General features: G+C 65.7%; 15 protein-coding genes. 9 read left to right on the forward strand and 6 right to left on the reverse strand.

Translation table 11 applies throughout. The features are described 5' to 3' along the window. Positions 1-110: 110 nt before the first annotated feature. The gene (locus QX051_RS04670; protein ID WP_315740324.1) at positions 111-572 is read left to right on the forward strand and encodes a PEGA domain-containing protein; all 462 of its coding nucleotides are present in this window, start codon (positions 111-113) and stop codon (positions 570-572) included. Between the two features lie 15 nt (positions 573-587). On the opposite strand, the gene QX051_RS04675 is transcribed toward QX051_RS04670, so the two are convergent. Continuing rightward, positions 588-1604 carry a carbon-nitrogen hydrolase family protein gene (locus QX051_RS04675; protein WP_315775245.1) on the reverse strand — a complete coding sequence of 339 codons (1017 nt, stop codon included), beginning with the start codon at positions 1602-1604 and terminating at the stop codon, positions 588-590. A gap of 194 nt (positions 1605-1798) precedes the next feature. Between QX051_RS04675 and QX051_RS04680 the strand changes: the two genes are divergently transcribed. Beyond that, positions 1799-2755 carry a helix-turn-helix domain-containing protein gene (locus QX051_RS04680; protein ID WP_315740326.1) on the forward strand — a complete coding sequence of 319 codons (957 nt, stop codon included), beginning with the start codon at positions 1799-1801 and terminating at the stop codon, positions 2753-2755. A 77-nt stretch (positions 2756-2832) separates the two neighbouring features. Here QX051_RS04680 and QX051_RS04685 read toward each other — a convergent pair whose 3' ends face one another. Next, entirely contained in the window at positions 2833-3717 is an 885-nt protein-coding gene (locus QX051_RS04685; RefSeq protein ID WP_315775246.1) for a LysR family transcriptional regulator, read from the reverse strand. A gap of 94 nt (positions 3718-3811) precedes the next feature. Here QX051_RS04685 and bla point away from each other — a divergent pair, with 94 nt between their 5' ends. The 5 genes from bla (at position 3812) to QX051_RS04710 (ending at position 7676) form a co-directional block, all read left to right on the forward strand. After that, positions 3812-4711, forward strand: a complete 900-nt coding sequence (gene bla, locus QX051_RS04690; protein WP_315775247.1) for a class A beta-lactamase — start codon at positions 3812-3814, stop codon at positions 4709-4711. A gap of 141 nt (positions 4712-4852) precedes the next feature. Continuing rightward, the gene (locus tag QX051_RS04695) at positions 4853-5014 is read left to right on the forward strand and encodes a hypothetical protein (RefSeq protein ID WP_315718376.1); all 162 of its coding nucleotides are present in this window, start codon (positions 4853-4855) and stop codon (positions 5012-5014) included. Between the two features lie 41 nt (positions 5015-5055). Next, the gene (locus QX051_RS04700; protein ID WP_315740328.1) at positions 5056-5382 is read left to right on the forward strand and encodes a cytochrome c; all 327 of its coding nucleotides are present in this window, start codon (positions 5056-5058) and stop codon (positions 5380-5382) included. A 96-nt stretch (positions 5383-5478) separates the two neighbouring features. Next, complete coding sequence (locus QX051_RS04705; protein WP_315775248.1) at positions 5479-6906, forward strand: MFS transporter; 1428 nt, start codon at positions 5479-5481, stop codon at positions 6904-6906. 8 nt (positions 6907-6914) lie between these two features. Then, entirely contained in the window at positions 6915-7676 is a 762-nt protein-coding gene (locus tag QX051_RS04710) for a sulfite exporter TauE/SafE family protein (RefSeq protein ID WP_315775249.1), read from the forward strand. 86 nt (positions 7677-7762) lie between these two features. Here QX051_RS04710 and clpA read toward each other — a convergent pair whose 3' ends face one another. Together clpA and clpS are read right to left on the reverse strand one after the other, a co-directional pair. After that, positions 7763-10150: an ATP-dependent Clp protease ATP-binding subunit ClpA gene (clpA, locus tag QX051_RS04715; RefSeq protein WP_315740331.1), complete on the reverse strand. Its 2388-nt coding sequence runs from the start codon at positions 10148-10150 to the stop codon at positions 7763-7765. A 417-nt stretch (positions 10151-10567) separates the two neighbouring features. Further along, complete coding sequence (clpS, locus tag QX051_RS04720; RefSeq protein WP_006611275.1) at positions 10568-10900, reverse strand: ATP-dependent Clp protease adapter ClpS; 333 nt, start codon at positions 10898-10900, stop codon at positions 10568-10570. A gap of 503 nt (positions 10901-11403) precedes the next feature. Between clpS and QX051_RS04725 the strand changes: the two genes are divergently transcribed. Next, on the forward strand, positions 11404-13179 hold the full coding sequence (locus QX051_RS04725; protein ID WP_315740332.1) for a pilus assembly protein: 1776 nt from the start codon (positions 11404-11406) through the stop codon (positions 13177-13179). Between the two features lie 92 nt (positions 13180-13271). Here QX051_RS04725 and QX051_RS04730 read toward each other — a convergent pair whose 3' ends face one another. Further along, a complete protein-coding gene (locus QX051_RS04730; RefSeq protein WP_315718372.1) occupies positions 13272-13613 on the reverse strand; it encodes a phasin family protein in 342 nt (113 codons plus the stop codon). Positions 13614-14042: 429 nt separating this feature from the next. Here QX051_RS04730 and QX051_RS04735 point away from each other — a divergent pair, with 429 nt between their 5' ends. Then, on the forward strand, positions 14043-15791 hold the full coding sequence (locus tag QX051_RS04735) for a D-alanyl-D-alanine carboxypeptidase (RefSeq protein ID WP_315775250.1): 1749 nt from the start codon (positions 14043-14045) through the stop codon (positions 15789-15791). Between the two features lie 235 nt (positions 15792-16026). On the opposite strand, the gene QX051_RS04740 is transcribed toward QX051_RS04735, so the two are convergent. Continuing rightward, positions 16027-16743, reverse strand: a complete 717-nt coding sequence (locus QX051_RS04740; protein WP_315754567.1) for a DnaJ domain-containing protein — start codon at positions 16741-16743, stop codon at positions 16027-16029. Between the last annotated feature and the right edge of the window lie 27 nt (positions 16744-16770).

Consider the following 16770-nt stretch of genomic DNA (forward strand, 5'->3'; position numbering starts at 1 on the left):
CACACTCGCGTGAAACTCGCCCGGGAATTTCTTCGGATAATGCTGATTGCGCTTGCCGTCCCGCTCCAGTTGCGCTTGAGTTCCCTTGGGTTTCAAGGGGGCAGTACCAAATGAGAGTTGTAGCGTTCGTAGCGCTGTGCGCCGCGCTGGGAGGTTGCGCGTCCGTAACGCGGGGTACAACCGAGACGATCAGTGTCGCGTCGACGCCGTCCGGGGCCGAGGCCACGATCGCCGGTCTCGAAGCGCCGATGACCTGCACGACGCCCTGCTCGTTCGTGGCCAAGCGCAATGCCGACATCTCCGTCACCATCGAAAAACCGGGCTACGAGACCCAGATCATCCCGTTGACCAAGGACATCCCGGCGACTGGCGCGGCCGGCTTCGCCGGCAACATCCTAGCGGGCGGCCTGATCGGCATGGGTGTGGACGCCGCGACTGGCGCAGCGACCGACCACAAGCCAAACCCGGTGATCGTCACCTTGCAGCCGCGCATGGCGGCGCCGGCAGGCCGTGCGCAGCGGCCGCCGCGGCGGTCGGCCCCGCCGCCGGCACAACCGGAGGCCGGGACCTAGCGCTCGCCAAGCCCGTCAGCCAGCCGCCGATTGTGCCTCGCCGGGCGTGACCGCGTCGACCGGCAGCGCGAAGGCCTCGACCCGGTTGAGCGGCTTCTTGTTGAGCAGCAGCCGGGTGACGTCGGGGCGCGAATAGTGTCCCGCCGGATCGGCGGCATTCTTGGCGATGCCGATCATGCCCAAATCGATCTCGGCGATCAGCAGGCCTTCCTGCTCCGGCGGCAGCTTCTCCGCGAGCGAAGAGCCATCCGGACCAAAGATCGCGGCGTGGCCGCCGCCGACATGCAGCAGCGCGTGCTTGTCGGGCCGGTCACACAGCTCGTCGATCATCGCCTGCGAGACGGTGGCGCACGGCGCCAGCACGAAGCACGAGCCCTCGACGGCATAGACGCGCGAGGCGGCGTTGTTGACCTCGGCGCCGAGCGCCGGCGCGAACGGATCGTACAGCGAGAAGCTCGGCCAGGCCGCGACATGCACCTGCTCGTTCTGGGCATACATCGCGTATTTCGACAGCGGCTGCAGATGCTCCCAGCAGCACAGCGCACCGATCCGGCCGATGTCAGGCCGGTCGTGCACGGCGAGATCGCTGCCGTCGCCCTCGCCATAGACGGTACGCTCGGCATGGGTCGGCCGCAGCTTGCGGCGCCGGGCGATGGTCTCGCCGTCCGGGCCGATCAGCCATTGCGCGATGTAGAGGCTGCCGCCGTCGCGCTCGGACAGTCCCAGCACGGCCGTGAGCCTGGCCTTGCGCACGGCGGCGCGCAGCGCCTCAGCCTGCGGGCTATCATAGGCCAGCGAATTGTCGAAATAGCGCTGCACGAAGCCACGGCCGATACACCAGGCCGGCGAGTCCATCCAGATGTGCCAGGGATAGCCGGGGACGAAGACCTCCGGAAACGCGATCAGCTTGGCACCTTTGTCGGCCGCCTCCTCGATCAGGCCGATGGTCTTCTTGATCGAGGCGTCCAGGTCGAGCCAGGCCGGCGCCGCCTGCACCACCGCCACCTTGTATTTCGGATGTGCCAGTCCCATCCCGCGTCTCCCCTCTTTCGGATCGGCGGCGCCGCGCGCCGCATTCGCTGGGGAGTATTGACCTCGGCGATCATTCGCGCTCGTCTTGGAGGGAACGAAAACTCGACTGCGGCCGCCAGGGAGAGACCAGCCGGCCCAGAGCTTGCTGCATTTCCGACGATCCACGCGACACAAAGGCGGAGGGAGACGGAGCGATGCCGGTCCTGTTCACCACGGAAGGAAGCCCGGGCCACCGCCGGCTGGCGCTGTGGCAGGACATCGTCTGCGACGTCTATGTCGGGCTCGACTGCACATCTGATCTCGGCAGCGCGTTTCGGGGCTCGGTGACCCACACCGCGTTGGGACGGGCCGTCTGCTCCGAGGTCGCCTCGGACCGGCAGCGCGTGCACCGGACCTCGCAGCGAATCTCCCGGGCGGATGCCGACTTCGTCCTCGTCGCGCTCGGGCGAGAGGGAATCGGCGGCGTCGTTCAGGATGGCCGCGACACCGTGATCCGGCCCGGCGAGTTCGCGATCTACGACACGACCCGCCCCTACGAGCTGCAGTTCGACGCCGCGTTCAAGCAGATCGTGTTCAAGCTCCCGCGCGAGATGCTGCAGCGCCGGATCGGCCCGACGGAGACCGTGACGGCGATCAGCTTCGGCCCCGATAGCCCGCTCCAGCCGCTCGCCCATGATTTCATCGTCAGGCTCTGCGAACGCGCCGAGCACATCGGCCCCGAGCATGCCGAACCTCTGGCCGACCAGGCTGCCGACCTGCTCGCCATGACCTTGGCCGAGCGGCTTCGCACACAGCCCCTGCCCGCCTCGAGCCATCGCGCAGCGCTGCTTTATCGCATCAAGGCGCACATCCGCACCCGGCTGCCCGACGCCGACCTCTCACTGCCGGAGATCGCACGCGAGCTCGGGCTATCGGCGCGCTACGTCAACGATCTGTTCTCGGACGAGGAGACGTCGTTCCAGCGCTTCGTGCTGGCTGAGCGGCTCAAGCAGTGCCGGCGCGATCTCGGCTCGCCGATGCTGGCGCATCGTCAGATCAGCGAAATCGCCTTGTCCTGGGGCTTCAACGATCTCTCGCATTTCGGCCGCGTGTTCCGCGAGCAGTTCGGCCTGTCGCCGCGCGAGTGGCGGCGCAGCGCCGTAAAGCGCTGAGCTGGCCGCAACGCGCCCGCCTCACGCGCTCGTGGCGCTGTTCGCGCCCTCGGCTTGTGCGCGGTGGCGACCAGCCGTCAGCGCGGCGGATCAGCGCGCAAGGCATCAACCAGCCAGTCACGAAAGGCACGCATGCCGGACGTCGGTTCTTTCGACTTCAACCAGGTCAGCCAATAAGAACCGGCGGCGACCTCAGCCGCAAACGGCCGGACCAGCCGACCCGTCTCGAGCTCGCAGTTGAACATGGCGATCGGAACCAGGCCAACGCCGACGCCGCGCGCGGCCGCTTCGGCCATCGCGACGGAGCTGTCGAAGATCGGCCCCTGGATCATCGGGCATGGAGCGCCCGCGACTGCAAACCACAATGGCCATTCCTCGGCGCGATACGACCGCAGGAGATTTTCGCCCGCGAGGTCCGACGGCGCGCGCAGACGACTCGCGACATCGGGATGACAGACGGGCGACAGCGGGGCAGACATCAGATGGATGGCCTCAGTGCCGTGCCAGGAGCCGTCGCCGAAGCGAAGCGCGATGTCGAGCCCGTCTCCGGCGATATCGATGCGGTTGTTGTTGGTGAGGAGGCGCAGGTCGATATGGGGGTGCGTATCTCGAAAGCCGTCGAGGCGTTGCAACAGCCATCCCGTTGCAAAGGTGCCGACACAGCCGACGGTCACGACCTCGCGGGTTCCCTTCGCTTCGATGCGATCGATCGCGCCGCTGATGCGACTGAACGCATCGTTGAGGACGGGAAACAGAGCCAGGGCTTCGTCGGTCAACGTGAGGCCACGCGGCAGGCGCCGGAACAGGTGAGCGCCCAACATCTGCTCGAGCTGTTTCACCTGGTGACTGATCGCGGTCTGCGTGACCCTGAGCTCCAGGCCTGCCTTGGTGAAGCTCAGATGCCGGGCGGATGCTTCGAAGGCCCGCAAGGCGTTCAAAGGGAGATGGCTGCGGATGGGCATGATGACCAAGTTCTGCTCATGGCTCGACGAATAAATGATCGTTTGTCAGTCGTCACCTCGTTCGGCAGGTTCGCGCAGTCACTGGAGAATGAACATGCTGACGAGACGGCATCTGGGTTTTGGAATCCTCGGGATGGCGGCTGCGGCGAGCGGGCTGCCATCACCTGCGGCGAAGGCGGCGGCCGACCGAAGGGCGCATCTGGAAGGGGAACTCGCCCGCATCGAGCGCGAGAGCCTCGGACGGCTCGGCATCGCCGTCCTCGACTCCGAAAGCGGGTTCGAGGCGGGCCTGCGCTCGGCCGAGCGCTTTCCGATGTGCAGCACGTTCAAGTGTCTGGCTTCCGCGGCTGTCCTGAAGCGCGTCGACGCCGGCGAACTGCATCTCGACACGCGCGTCCCGTTCGAGGCGAAGGATCTCGTAACATATTCGCCGGTGACCAAGGAGCACGTCGGCCGCGGCATGACACTCGCCGAGCTCTGCGAAGCTGCGCTCACCCAGAGCGACAACACCGCGGGAAATCTCCTGTTGCGGCAGATCGGCGGTCCTGCGGGTCTGACGCGTTTTGCCCGATCGATCGGCGACGAGATCAGCCGCCTGGACCGCTGGGAAGTTGAGCTCAACGAGGCGCTGGCCGACGACCCTCGCGACACGACCAGTCCGGCCGCCATGCTACAGAACCTGCGCCGCGTGCTCCTTGGCGAGGTCTTGTCGACGAATATGCGCCAGCGATTGACGGACTGGATGATCGCCAACAAGACCGGCGACACTCGGCTTCGCGCCGGTGTGCCGCGTGACTGGCGCGTCGCCGACAAGACGGGCGCTGGGGACCGCGGCACGACCAACGACGTCGGCATTCTCTGGCCCCCGGGCCGCAAACCGGTTCTGGTCACGGCCTATCTGACTGGTTCACAGGCGTCTCCCGAGGATCGCAACGCAACGATCGCGAAAGTCGCGCGGGCGGTTGCAGACGTCGTGATGGGACAGGCTGGGTAGTTCGAGCATCCGGCTTCCGAGCCCCTCCGGAAGCCGGACATCAGACCCAAGATGTTCGCCATGGCGGCGCAACGATTGGGCAGGCTAAGCTGCGGCCGGCCCACGTCATCGGAATGCGCGGCCGCTGCCGGGATCGATCCGATGCGCCGCTTTGCCATGAAGGCCCTGTTCTCCCTGCTGACCTTGCAGCGGGACGACGAGACACAGCTGCGCTGGGACCGGATCGTCCTGATCGGCTCGACCCTGGTGACGATCGGGCTGATCGCCCTATATGCCTATAGCAAGGCCGAGGGCCGCTGGTAGCCGGGCGCAAGACACGCGAGAACGAGTTCATGAGACGACGAATGGGGTCCGCCTGCCTGCTGCTGGCGTTCGCGTCGACCGCCAGCCATGCGCTGGACAGCGAGCAGAAGCGTGGAAAAGCGCTCTTGCAAAGCCTTTGCAGCCGATGCCATGCGGTAGGTCTCACAGGCGCCAGCCGGCACCCCGACGCGCCCCCGTTCAGGACCTTCGGTGACAGCAAGCTCTACGACGAGGATTTTGCCCAGCGGCTGCAGACCGGCCTGTCGACCATTCACAAGGACATGCCGAGCTTCCAGTTCGAGCGGCCCGAGGCGGAAGCCGCGGTCAATTATCTCAGGACCATTCAGGCCCGCCCCAAACGGCGGTGACGCGGCGGCGCGGTCCGCCGGCGTGGAACGGGGCTTGTGCGGCGCGGTTGCCCGTTCCCGTCCATTGCCCGCGGCCCGGCTGCGGCCGGAGCCCGCATGAAGACGCCGACGACCACGGGTCTGCACGCCGACGGACTGCCGCTGCCGCAGCGCACCTGGGCGATCGTGACGATCGCCCTCGGCATCGTGCTGGCCGTGATCGACGGCGCGATCGCCAATGTGGCGCTGCCGACGATCGCCCGCGACCTCAATGCGAGCCCTGCTTTTTCGATCTGGATCGTCAACGGCTATCAGCTCGCGGTCACGATCTCGCTGCTGCCGCTGGCCTCGCTCGGCGAGATCATCGGCTATCGGCGGGTCTATCTCGCCGGCCTCGTGCTGTTCACGGCTGCCTCCGCCTTCTGTGCGCTGGCCGACAGCCTGCTGCTGCTGACGCTCGCGCGCATCCTGCAGGGCTTTGGCGCCGCCGGCATCCTCAGCGTCAACTCGGCGCTGGTGCGTTTCACCTATCCGCACGCTCTGCTCGGCCGCGGCATCGGCATCAATGCGATGGTGGTCGCGGTCTCCGCCGCGCTCGGTCCGACCATCGCCGCCGGCATCCTCGCCGTCGGCAACTGGCCGTGGCTGTTCGCGATCAACGTGCCGCTCGGCATCGTCACCTTCGTCTTCGGCTTCCGCTTCCTGCCGCATACGCCGCGCGCGCCGCACATGTTCGATTGGCAGAGCGCGGCGCTGAGCGCGGTCGCTTTCGGCTTCCTGATCGCCGCCGTGGACAGCCTCGGCCATGGCGAGGCGCTGGTGACCTGCGCGATCGAGTTCGTCGTCGCCATCACGGCCGGCGTATGGCTGGTCTGGCGCCAGACCCACATGGCCTCGCCGCTGCTGCCGCTCGACCTGCTACGCATTCCAGTGTTCGCGCTGTCGATCGCGACCTCGATCTCGTCGTTCTGCGGACAGATGCTCGCCTTTGTCGCGATCCCCTTCTATCTCGAAAGCCATTTCGGCTATTCGCCGGTGCAGATGGGCCTGCTGATCACGCCGTGGCCGATCGCGGTCGGCCTGACCGCGCCGATTGCGGGGCGGCTGGTCGAGCGCGTACCAGCCGGGCTGCTCGGTGGCATCGGTCTCGTGATCTTCGCGTGCGGGCTCGGTGCGCTCGGCCTGCTGCCGCGCGAGCCGTCGGCATGGGATATCGTCTGGCGCATGGCGCTGGCCGGCTGCGGCTTCGGCCTGTTCCAGACGCCGAACAACCGTACCATGATCGCCGCTGCGCCACGCGAGCGCGCCGGCGGCGCCAGCGGCATGCTCGGCACGGCGCGCCTGCTCGGCCAGACCACGGGTGCGGCGCTGGTCGCGATGTTTCTCGCGATCGATTCGACCGACGGCACGCGGCTGTCGCTCTTGACCGGGGTCGGTTTCGCGCTGGTCGGCGCGTTCCTGAGCATGCTCAGGCTGTCGCCGGCCGGCGCCCGCGGCGCCGAGCGCGTCCGCGTCCAGGACGGCCAGCGGCTGAAGGGCGAGTAGTGACAGCGATGACGGACTGGACGATGCTGCCCCTGCTCGCCCTCGCCGCCTTCGGCTCGGGCATCGTCAATGCGCTGGCCGGCGGCGGCGCGTTCCTGACCTTCCCGACCTTGCTCGCCGCCGGCATTCCCGCGATTGACGCCAATGCCTCCAGCACCGTCGCGCTCTGCCCCGGGCAGTTCGTCAGCGCTTGGGCCTCCCGTGAGATCTTGAACGACGCAAAGGCGCCCTGGCGCCACGACCTCGTACGGCTGTCGATCATCAGCCTGATCGGCGGCACGCTCGGCGCCGTGCTGCTCCTGGTCACACCGTCGGCCGCCTTCAGCCGGCTGGTGCCCTGGCTGTTGCTGTTCGCCACGAGCGTGTTCGCATTCGGCATGCGCTTCACGCCGAAGGACGGCGCGCGCTGGTTCGAGCCGCTGACGATCCAGGCGGTGCAGTTCGTGATCGCGATCTATGGCGGCTATTTCGGCGGCGGCATCGGCATCCTGATGCTGGCGGCCCTGGTGTTCTACGGCATGCGCGACATCCGCGCCATGAACGGCATGAAGGTGCTGCTCGCTGCGCTCATGAATATGACGGCCTCCGCCATCTTTGCGTTCTCGGGCCGCGTGCATTGGCTGGAGACGCTGACGATGATGGGGGCTGCCATGGTCGGCGGCTTCGTCGGCGCGCGGCTTGGCCAGATCATCCCGCCGGCCCATGTGCGCCGCTTCATCATCGCCGTCGGCTGCGGCCTGACGGTGTATTTCTTCGTCAAGCCGGCCTGAGCCGCAAGTCGCATCAAAGAACCTTGCGTCAAGGAAAAAGGCCGGCGCGATGGCCGGCCTTTCGTAGTCATCTCGTAGCGTCAGGCTTACGCCTTGACCAGCGGTCCCTTCGGCGCCGGCCCCTTCGAGCCGCCGCCGGACTTCGGCTTGCGCTTGCGCGCGGCCGGCACTTCGGACTTCGGCGTGACCGGGCCCTCGACGAACTCGAAGCCGATCTTCTCCTCGACGCCGGATTCGTCCTTGACGAGGACGACACGGACGTGCCCGCCGCCCTTCAGCTTGCCGAACAGCACCTCGTCGGCCAGCGGCTTCTTGATGTGCTCCTGGATCACGCGGCCCATCGGCCGTGCGCCCATCTGCTCGTCATAGCCGTGCTGGATCAACCAGCTCTTGGCCGGCTCCGACAGCTCGATCGTGACGTCGCGGTCGGCGAGCTGGGCCTCGAGCTGCAGCACGAACTTCTCGACCACCATGCCGATCACCTCGACGTTGAGGTGCGCGAACGAGACGATGGAGTCGAGCCGGTTGCGGAATTCCGGCGCGAACTGCCGGTTGATCGCCTCGTGGTCGTCACCTTCCCGCTTCGAGCGATGGAAGCCGAACGCCTGCTTGGCCATGTCGGCCGCGCCTGCATTCGTGGTCATGATCAGGATCACGTTGCGGAAGTTGACCTGCTTGCCGTTGTGGTCAGTGAGCCGGCCGTGATCCATGATCTGCAGCAGCACATTGTAGAGATCCGGATGCGCCTTCTCGATCTCGTCCAGCAGCACCACGCAATGCGGATGCTGGTCGACGCCGTCGGTCAAGAGGCCGCCCTGGTCGAAGCCGACATAGCCGGGAGGCGCGCCGATCAGGCGCGACACCGTGTGCCGCTCCATGTACTCCGACATGTCGAAGCGCAGCAGCTCGACGCCCAGGGTCGACGCCAGCTGCTTGGCGACCTCGGTCTTGCCGACGCCGGTCGGACCCGAGAACAGATAGCAGCCGATCGGCTTCTCCGGCTCGCGCAGGCCGGCACGGGCCAGCTTGATCGAGGCCGACAGCGAATCGATCGCCTTGTCCTGGCCGAACACCACGCGCTTCAGGGTCTGCTCGAGATGCTTGAGCACCTCGGCATCGTCCTTCGACACGCTCTTCGGCGGGATCCGCGCCATCGTGGCGATCGTGGTCTCGATCTCCTTGATGCCGATCGTCTTCTTGCGCTTGTTCTCGGCCAGCAGCATCTGCGCCGCGCCGGACTCGTCGATCACGTCGATCGCCTTGTCCGGCAGCTTGCGGTCATGGATGTAGCGCGACGACAGCTGCACCGCGGCCTCGATGGCCTCGTTGGTGTATTTCAGCCGGTGATAGTCCTCGAAATACGGCTTCAGGCCCTTCAGGATCGCGATCGCATCTTCGACCGACGGCTCGTTGACGTCGATCTTCTGGAACCGGCGCACCAGCGCGCGGTCCTTCTCGAAGTGCTGGCGGTACTCCTTGTAGGTCGTCGAACCCATGCAGCGGATCGAGCCCGAGGCCAGCGCCGGCTTGAGCAGGTTGGACGCATCCATGGCGCCGCCCGACGTCGCACCCGCACCGATCACGGTGTGGATCTCGTCGATGAACAGGATCGCGTTCGGATGCGCCTCAAGCTCCTTGAGGACCTGCTTCAGGCGCTCCTCGAAGTCGCCGCGATAGCGTGTGCCCGCGAGCAAGGTGCCCATGTCGAGCGAGAACACGGTGGCCGCTGCCAGCACCTCGGGCACTTCGCTGTCGACGATGCGCTTGGCCAGGCCTTCGGCGATCGCGGTCTTGCCGACGCCGGCTTCGCCGACGAACAGCGGGTTGTTCTTCTGGCGCCGGCACAGCACCTGGATGGCACGGTTGATCTCGGAGTTGCGGCCGATCACCGGATCGATCTTGCCGTCCCGCGCTTTCTTGTTGAGATTGACGCAATAGGTTTCCAGCGCCTCGCCCTTTTTCTTGGAGTCCTCACTGCCCTTGGTCTCGGTCTCTTCGTCGACGCCGCGCACGGGGCGGGCCTCGGACACGCCGGGCCGCTTGGCGATGCCGTGGCTGATGTAGTTGACGGCGTCGTAACGCGTCATGTCCTGCTCCTGCAGGAAATACGCGGCGTGGCTCTCACGCTCGGCGAAGATCGCGATCAGCACGTTGGCGCCGGTCACCTCTTCGCGGCCCGACGACTGAACGTGGATCACGGCGCGCTGGATCACGCGCTGGAAACCTGCGGTCGGCTTGGCGTCGTCGCTGCCGTCCGTGACCAGATTTTCGAACTCGGTTTCGAGGTAGTTCACGAGACTGCCGCGCAGCTTGTCGAGGTCGACGCTGCATGCGCGCATCACGGCCGCTGCATCGGAGTCATCGATCAAGGACAGAAGGAGGTGTTCCAGTGTCGCGTATTGATGATGACGCTCGTTGGCGATCGCCAGCGCACGATGCAGGGATTGTTCAAGGCTTTGAGAAAAAGTCGGCATGCGCGTCCTCTGTGGCCCCTTGCCATCATGATCGCCGCCGCCCGGTCAGGCAACAACAACCTTCGTCAAATATAGTTATAACCGAGTGCGACAAAAGACCGGCCGAGCCGCTCGATTACGGGTTCACCGGATCGTCAATGCAAAACCCGTTCCGATTGCGGCAAATCGGGCTTGCGACAACCGAACGGCGCAGGCGGTCCAGCGCGGAGAGATAGGGACCGGAGCGGCCGTAATTCTTCGGGCGAAACGTGAAACCTGCCCGGATTGCGCCGACCTCGTCTGCAGCAATTTGCATCTGCGGCGACTTGCGATTCCGATTCGCCACCGCCACTTCTCCGGCGCGCCCGAGCAGCCGGAGCCCCCGGCCTCTGGCTCGCTATTGCACGCGTCGGCGGCTCTCTTCGCGGAGGGAGCCGGCTATTTCTTCTCCATCACACACTGCAACGGATGCTGGTGCTTGCGGGCGAAGTCCATCACCTGCGTCACCTTGGTCTCGGCGATCTCGTAGGTGAAGACGCCGCACTCCCCGATGCCGTGGTGGTGCACGTGGAGCATGATCTTGGTCGCGGCCTCGACGTCCTTGTTGAAGAACTTCTCCAGGACGTGAACGACGAACTCCATCGGCGTGTAATCGTCGTTCAGGATCAGGACGCGGTAGAGGTTGGGGCGCTTGGTCTTCGGCTTGACCTTGGTGATCACGGACGTTGCCGGGCCACCGGTGCCACCGGACTTGTTGTCGTTATTGCTCATCCTGGGCGCGGATCGGTTCAATCTGGAAGTTGGCTGCGACATCTTGCACGCGTTAGATATGGCTGCGAGGCCCCCAATAAAGAGTTTCCCTTGGAGGGTCGCTCAACTTGGAGGGTTGCTCAATAAGGGTTGCCCCGACCTGTCCCCTGCCGGGCCGCTTTCCGCCACCCGGTCCTGCTTTCCAGATCGCCTGTCCCAGCCGACCGGTCCGGTCGGACCGACGCCCGGAATATGGGTCAGCGACCGGTTTGCCGCAAGCGCAGGCCCAGGACGGACCGACGCTCCGGCAGGACCGATTCCCTGCCCCGGCGATGAGGTGCAAGGTTAATCAAACCGGCCGCATTTTACAAAGCCCATTCAGCGGGCATTGACAGGGAACCAGCTCGGTTGCGGGCGCGGCGCCACGCTGCGGGCATTGGCCCGGTGTTTCGCGGTTTCGATTTACCCGTCCTTGACGAAGCCGAACCGAAAACACCTGCAGAAAACCATAATTGGTGAGCGACATGACCGATGTCTCCTTCATTCGACTCTGCCGCCGCGCCGCCCGACGGTTCGCCTGCGACCGCGGTGGCAACATCTCCGTGCTGTTCGCCATCTCGCTCGTCCCTATCCTGGCCTTCGTCGGCGCAGGCGTCGACTACAGCCGGCTGAACGCCGCGCGGTCGTCGATGCAGGCCGCGCTCGACTCCACCTCGCTGATGCTGTCGCGCGACCTGGCGCAGGGCACCATCAGCGCAGCCGACGTCGGAACCAAGGCAAGCGCCTATTTCAAGGCGCTCTACACCAGCACGGACGCGCAGAACGTCACCGTGACGGCCAGCTATACCTCCTCGACCAGCTCATCGGCCTCCAACATCCAATTGTCGGCCTCCGGTCAGATCGTCACCCAGTTCATGAAGATCGCCGGCTTTCCGACCATGGACTTCGGCGTCAAAACGACATCGACCTGGGGCGACGTGAAGATGCGGGTGGCGCTCGCGCTCGACAATACCGGCTCGATGGCATCCAGCGGCAAGATGTCCGCGCTGCAGAACGCCGTGGCCGGCAGCGGCGGGCTGATCGACCAGCTCAGCGCCCTCGCCAAGACCCCGGGCGACGTCTACATCTCGGTCGTTCCATTCGCCAAGGTCGTGAACGTCGGCGCCAGCAATTACGCCAAGGACTGGATCGACTGGACCGACTGGCAGAATCCGCCCACGATCCAGCCCGCCAATGGCTCCTATCAGGCCGCAATCCCGAACGGCAGTTTCACGCAGTCCCAATGGGACATGGTGGGACCGGGATCTTCCTGTCCGTTCAAGTCCGGCAACGGCTTCCCCTACTTCTCCTGCACCAGCGGCCCGGCGACCGGTAGCTCCAGCGCCTCCAAGATCCCGTCGAGCGGGACCTACAACGGGTATATCTGCCCGGGCTACGACTCCGCCTCGCATAGCTACTACAACGGCTGCTGGGACAGCGTGCAGACCAGCACGCGGGTGAACTGGTGCACCGGCAGCTACTGCAGCTGCCCGACCAGCGGCAGCAATCTTCCGAACAACACGTGCAGTTGCACGGGAAGCGGATCCAGCACGGTGTGCAAGGTCAACACCTTCACGCACACCTGGATCGCCAACACCAAGAGCACCTGGACCGGCTGCGTCGCCGACCGCACCCAGCCCAATGACGCGAATGCCGTGTCGCCCGCGACCTCCGACGTGACGACGCTGTTCCCGGCCAACCAGCACATGGAGAACAGCACCCAGTACTGCAGCAGCACGGCCTCGACCAAGCTCGCGGAGATCGTGCCGCTCAGCTACAATTGGAGCTCGCTGAAGAGCGCCGTCAACGCCATGCAGCCCACCGGCGGCACCAATCAGGCGATCGGACTTGCCTGGGCCGTGCAGTCGCTGATTCCGAACGGCGTGCTGGCCGCGCCGGCGGAGGACGTCAACACCACCTATAATCGCGTCATCATCCTGCTGTCGGACGGCCTGAACACCGAGGACCGCTGGCCCGAATACGGCAACGGCTCGTCGCAAGCCTCGGGCAACCCGATCGACGCGCGCCAGGCCCTGCTCTGCTCGAACCTGAAGAACACCAAGGATTCGAAGGGCAACGCGATGTACACGATCTACACGATCCAGGTGAACACGAGCTCGCCCGCCGATCCGACCTCGGCCGTGCTGCAGAACTGCGCCAGCAGTCCCGACAAGTTCTACATGCTGACGAGTTCGAGCCAGATCGTGACCACGTTCAACTCGATCGGCACCGCATTGTCGAAGCTGCGGGTTGCCAAATAACAGAAGCGCCGGGCACCGACTGCGCTCCGCCTTCAGCCAACAAAAAAGCCCGGCGCAAGCCGGGCTTTGTGCTCCCTACAGGGCGCGAACGGTCAGTGCGCGGCCGGCGGGGTGAACTTGGCGGCGATGCCTTCCAGCGGCTTGAACGCCTGCTTGGCGAGATCCGAATACAGCCCGGCGATCTTCTGCGAATCGGCGACGAAGGTCTCGTAGGCCGACTTGGCGAACTCGGTCTGCACCTCGAGCACCTTGTCGAGCGACTTCACGCCCTGGAGCTTCTCGACGAACGACTTGGTGTCCTCGAACGACTTCTTGGTGTAGTCGCCATACGCGGTGGCGATGGCTTGGAGCCCGTTCTGCACGGTGGTCGCAGAGTTCACGACGGTCTCGAACTGCTCTTTGCCGTAGTTCTGAAAGTCTTCAACCTTAAACATGTGGCATTCCTTTCCCTGATTTTGAGCGCCCTCAGGGAAGCCCCGGCTCCCTGACGCATCCATAATATAGTGCAGCGCACAAAAAAATCAAGAATCTTGTGCAATGCACCATCGCGGGCATTGCGGTCTCGATGCACCGTCAGGCGCCCCAACCCGGGCCAGTTCGGCGGAAATACCGACCGTCGGCGCAAGGTTTCTTTAATCCTTTGGCAACTCGACCGTCCTAACCTCTCCGGTGGTCCCGGCCAGCGTCGGCCGAACCGTAAAGCTGTTCTAAAACAGCGTCTTAACAAAACCTCAGTTCGAGCCCTTCGATGCTTGGCAGCGTCATGGCGCGATCGGGAGGTCCGACAGGCACGGTTACGGGGGCGTTCGGCACAATTTCGCCTTACGGGCCGGTGATCACGTCAGAAATTGGACGGGGATTTCATGCTTCGCAAACAAATGGCTTCCTCGCGCCTGTTGCGAGTTGGCGTCTACGGACTGATCACCCTCGCGACGGCAGCAGTGGTCACGGTCGACAGCGCGGAGGCGCGTCGGCGCCATCGGCAGCATCACGCGCGGCACTCGCCCCATAATGACGAGGGCACCTACAGCCCGGCGTTCGCGTCGATCGTCGTCGACGGCAATTCCGGCGCGACGCTGACGGCGACCAATCCCGACGCCTCGCGGCACCCCGCCTCGCTCACCAAGATCATGACGCTCTATTTGCTGTTCGAGCGGCTCGATTCCGGCAAGATGAAGCTCGATACCGAGATGCCGGTGTCCGAGCACGCCTCCGAGCAGTCGCCGACCAAGCTCGGCCTGCGCCCTGGTCAGACGATCCGCGTCGAGGACGCGATCAAGGGCCTGGTGACGCGGTCGGCCAACGACGCCGCCGTGGTCATCGCGGAGGCGATCGGCGGCGACGAGGACGAGTTCGCCAAGATGATGACGCGCAAGGCGCGCTCGCTCGGCATGAGCCGCACCACCTATGTGAACGCCTCCGGCCTCCCCGCTGACGCGCAGATCACGACGGCGCGCGACCAGTCGATCCTGGGCCGCGCGATCCAGGACCGCTTCCCGCGCTACTATCGCTATTTCTCGACGGTGGTGTTCAATTATCGCGGCCAGTCGATCCGCAACCACAATCATCTTCTCGGCAATGTCGAGGGCATCGACGGCATCAAGACCGGCTATACCCGCGCCTCCGGCTTCAACATCGTGACCTCGCTGCGCCGCGGCAACCGCCACCTGGTCGGCGTCGTGCTCGGCGGCCGCAGCGGCGGCTCGCGCGACGCCATCATGCGCAACCTGCTTGCCGAAAACCTCGACAAGGGCGCGACCCGGCGCACCGTGGCGGCGATCGGCGAGCGCGGCGGCTCCGACGGCGGCGATCCGAACCAGGGCACGGTGCAGCTCGCCTCCGCGGCGCCGGAGACGCCGGCCCCGAGCCGCGCCTCCAAGATCATCTCGACCCTCTCGGAAGCCACCGCGGCCCTGCCGCCGGCGGCACCGCGAGAGGCCAAGGTCGAGCCGGCGCCGATGACCTCCGGTGTGATCCAGAGCCAGCCGATGTCGATCGTTCCCGGCTCGACCGAGCCGATGAAGCCGGTCAAGGTCAGGACGGTCCAGGTCAAGGCCGGCGCGGTCAAGCTCGCGACCGCCGCGCCGCAGCCGGCCGCCCCTGCTCCCGCGCCCTTCGCTCAGCGCGTCGAGGCCATCGAGCCGGCGCCGCCGATCACCCGCGCCGAGGCCCCCCGTCCCGACATGCCGCCGCAGCCGCCGGGCCATGGCACCGGCAACGGCATTCTCGGCGTGCTGCCTGCCTCCAGCCTGCCGGCAGGCTCGTCGCAGGCCATGGCCTATGCGGCGCCTCCGGCCCAGCCGGCACCGACGCAGATCGCCTCCGCGAGCGCCGCGGCGGAGCTTCCGAGCAAGCCTTCCGTGACGCGGAGCGGCTGGATCATCCAGGTCGGTGCGCTGGACAACGAGGCCGAGGCCCAGAAGCGGATCGAGGCGGCCCGCAGCTCGGCGCAAGGCCTCCTCAGCAAGGCCGATCCCTTCACCGAGACGGTCGCGAAGGGTGACAAGACCCTGATCCGCGCCCGCTTCGCAGGACTCGATCGTGATCAGGCCGAGGCCGTCTGCAAGAAGCTGAAGCGCGCCGACATCTCCTGCATGACCGTGCACAACTAACGCCGGCACCGATCCTGTTCCGATGAGGCCCGCGCGACACAGCGCGGGCCTTTTCGTTTGCGGACCATGCGATCGATGACGGGACGCACGGCTGCAAACCACTCGTCAAGGATTTGCCGCTAGAACTTTTTCACCATGACGAACGATCGTGCCTGGCAAGGGCGAGAGCCGCAGGCGTCGACAAAGTTGCGTTGAAAGCGGGTTCGGTGTTGTGGCGTTGGTGGCGTTGCCGGAGTTAGCCGTGATGCGTACGAAGCAGAGTATCCTTGGCCTCGTTCACCCGGGCGGCGAGGTACGTCGACCCCCCTTGGTCGGGATGCAGTTTCTTCATGAGCGCACGGTGGGCCCGACCGATCTCGTCTCGCCCCGCGCCCGGCTGCAGGCCAAGGATCTGATAGGCCTCCTCTTCCGTCATTTTGGAGCTCGACGCCGCGCGTCCCTGCCGCCCTGCCGCATCGCGCTCCGCGTGCTGACGCCAAGCGGGAAACCGGCGGTCCAGATAAGTTTCAAGTAGAGCGACGCTGTCGGCATCGAGGCTCGGCGTCATCGCGGCGAGCTGCGGCAGATCGAACTCGTCCAGCGACCGGCCGGCATGGACACCGGCGACGAAACGGCCCTGCATCTGCCCGCTGTCGTGATCGAGCACCATCTCGATGAATTGCGAGCGCACCCGCGAGTTCTGACCGGACGAGCGCTGCCCGCCCAGCCCGAACATGCTGCCGACATTGCCGAGCCCACCCGGTGACCAGCCGAGCAATCCCGCCCCGAACAGCCCGATCGGGATCGCCACCACCAGCTCGCCGCGGAGGCCGGTGAAGGCTGCCACCGCAAGGCAGCCGATGCCGCCGGCAAACTTGAGCGCGCGCGCCAGTGCTGCCGGATTCGCGTTCCGGAACATCTGCAGCAACAGATAAAGGGTGATGACGGCGACGGCGCCAGCGATCAGTGTCATGATCCGAATATAGGGCGTGTCGAGACA

The sequence above is a fragment of the Bradyrhizobium sp. SZCCHNR1053 genome, assembly GCF_032381235.1.
GTDB lineage: Bacteria > Pseudomonadota > Alphaproteobacteria > Rhizobiales > Xanthobacteraceae > Bradyrhizobium.

What these genes read in the sequence shown, in the direction of transcription:
- QX051_RS04705 (WP_315775248.1), top strand. Translation starts at nt 5,479, where the DNA reads ATGAAGACGCCGACGACCACGGGTCTGCACGCCGACGGACTGCCGCTG.
- QX051_RS04685 (WP_315775246.1), bottom strand. Translation starts at nt 3,717, where the DNA reads ATGCCCATCCGCAGCCATCTCCCTTTGAACGCCTTGCGGGCCTTCGAA.
- QX051_RS04695 (WP_315718376.1), top strand. Translation starts at nt 4,853, where the DNA reads ATGCGCCGCTTTGCCATGAAGGCCCTGTTCTCCCTGCTGACCTTGCAG.
- QX051_RS04675 (WP_315775245.1), bottom strand. Translation starts at nt 1,604, where the DNA reads ATGGGACTGGCACATCCGAAATACAAGGTGGCGGTGGTGCAGGCGGCG.
- QX051_RS04740 (WP_315754567.1), bottom strand. Translation starts at nt 16,743, where the DNA reads ATGACACTGATCGCTGGCGCCGTCGCCGTCATCACCCTTTATCTGTTG.
- QX051_RS04670 (WP_315740324.1), top strand. Translation starts at nt 111, where the DNA reads ATGAGAGTTGTAGCGTTCGTAGCGCTGTGCGCCGCGCTGGGAGGTTGC.
- bla (WP_315775247.1), top strand. Translation starts at nt 3,812, where the DNA reads ATGCTGACGAGACGGCATCTGGGTTTTGGAATCCTCGGGATGGCGGCT.
- QX051_RS04680 (WP_315740326.1), top strand. Translation starts at nt 1,799, where the DNA reads ATGCCGGTCCTGTTCACCACGGAAGGAAGCCCGGGCCACCGCCGGCTG.
- QX051_RS04735 (WP_315775250.1), top strand. Translation starts at nt 14,043, where the DNA reads ATGCTTCGCAAACAAATGGCTTCCTCGCGCCTGTTGCGAGTTGGCGTC.
- QX051_RS04710 (WP_315775249.1), top strand. Translation starts at nt 6,915, where the DNA reads ATGACGGACTGGACGATGCTGCCCCTGCTCGCCCTCGCCGCCTTCGGC.
- QX051_RS04700 (WP_315740328.1), top strand. Translation starts at nt 5,056, where the DNA reads ATGGGGTCCGCCTGCCTGCTGCTGGCGTTCGCGTCGACCGCCAGCCAT.
- clpA (WP_315740331.1), bottom strand. Translation starts at nt 10,150, where the DNA reads ATGCCGACTTTTTCTCAAAGCCTTGAACAATCCCTGCATCGTGCGCTG.
- QX051_RS04730 (WP_315718372.1), bottom strand. Translation starts at nt 13,613, where the DNA reads ATGTTTAAGGTTGAAGACTTTCAGAACTACGGCAAAGAGCAGTTCGAG.
- QX051_RS04725 (WP_315740332.1), top strand. Translation starts at nt 11,404, where the DNA reads ATGACCGATGTCTCCTTCATTCGACTCTGCCGCCGCGCCGCCCGACGG.
- clpS (WP_006611275.1), bottom strand. Translation starts at nt 10,900, where the DNA reads ATGAGCAATAACGACAACAAGTCCGGTGGCACCGGTGGCCCGGCAACG.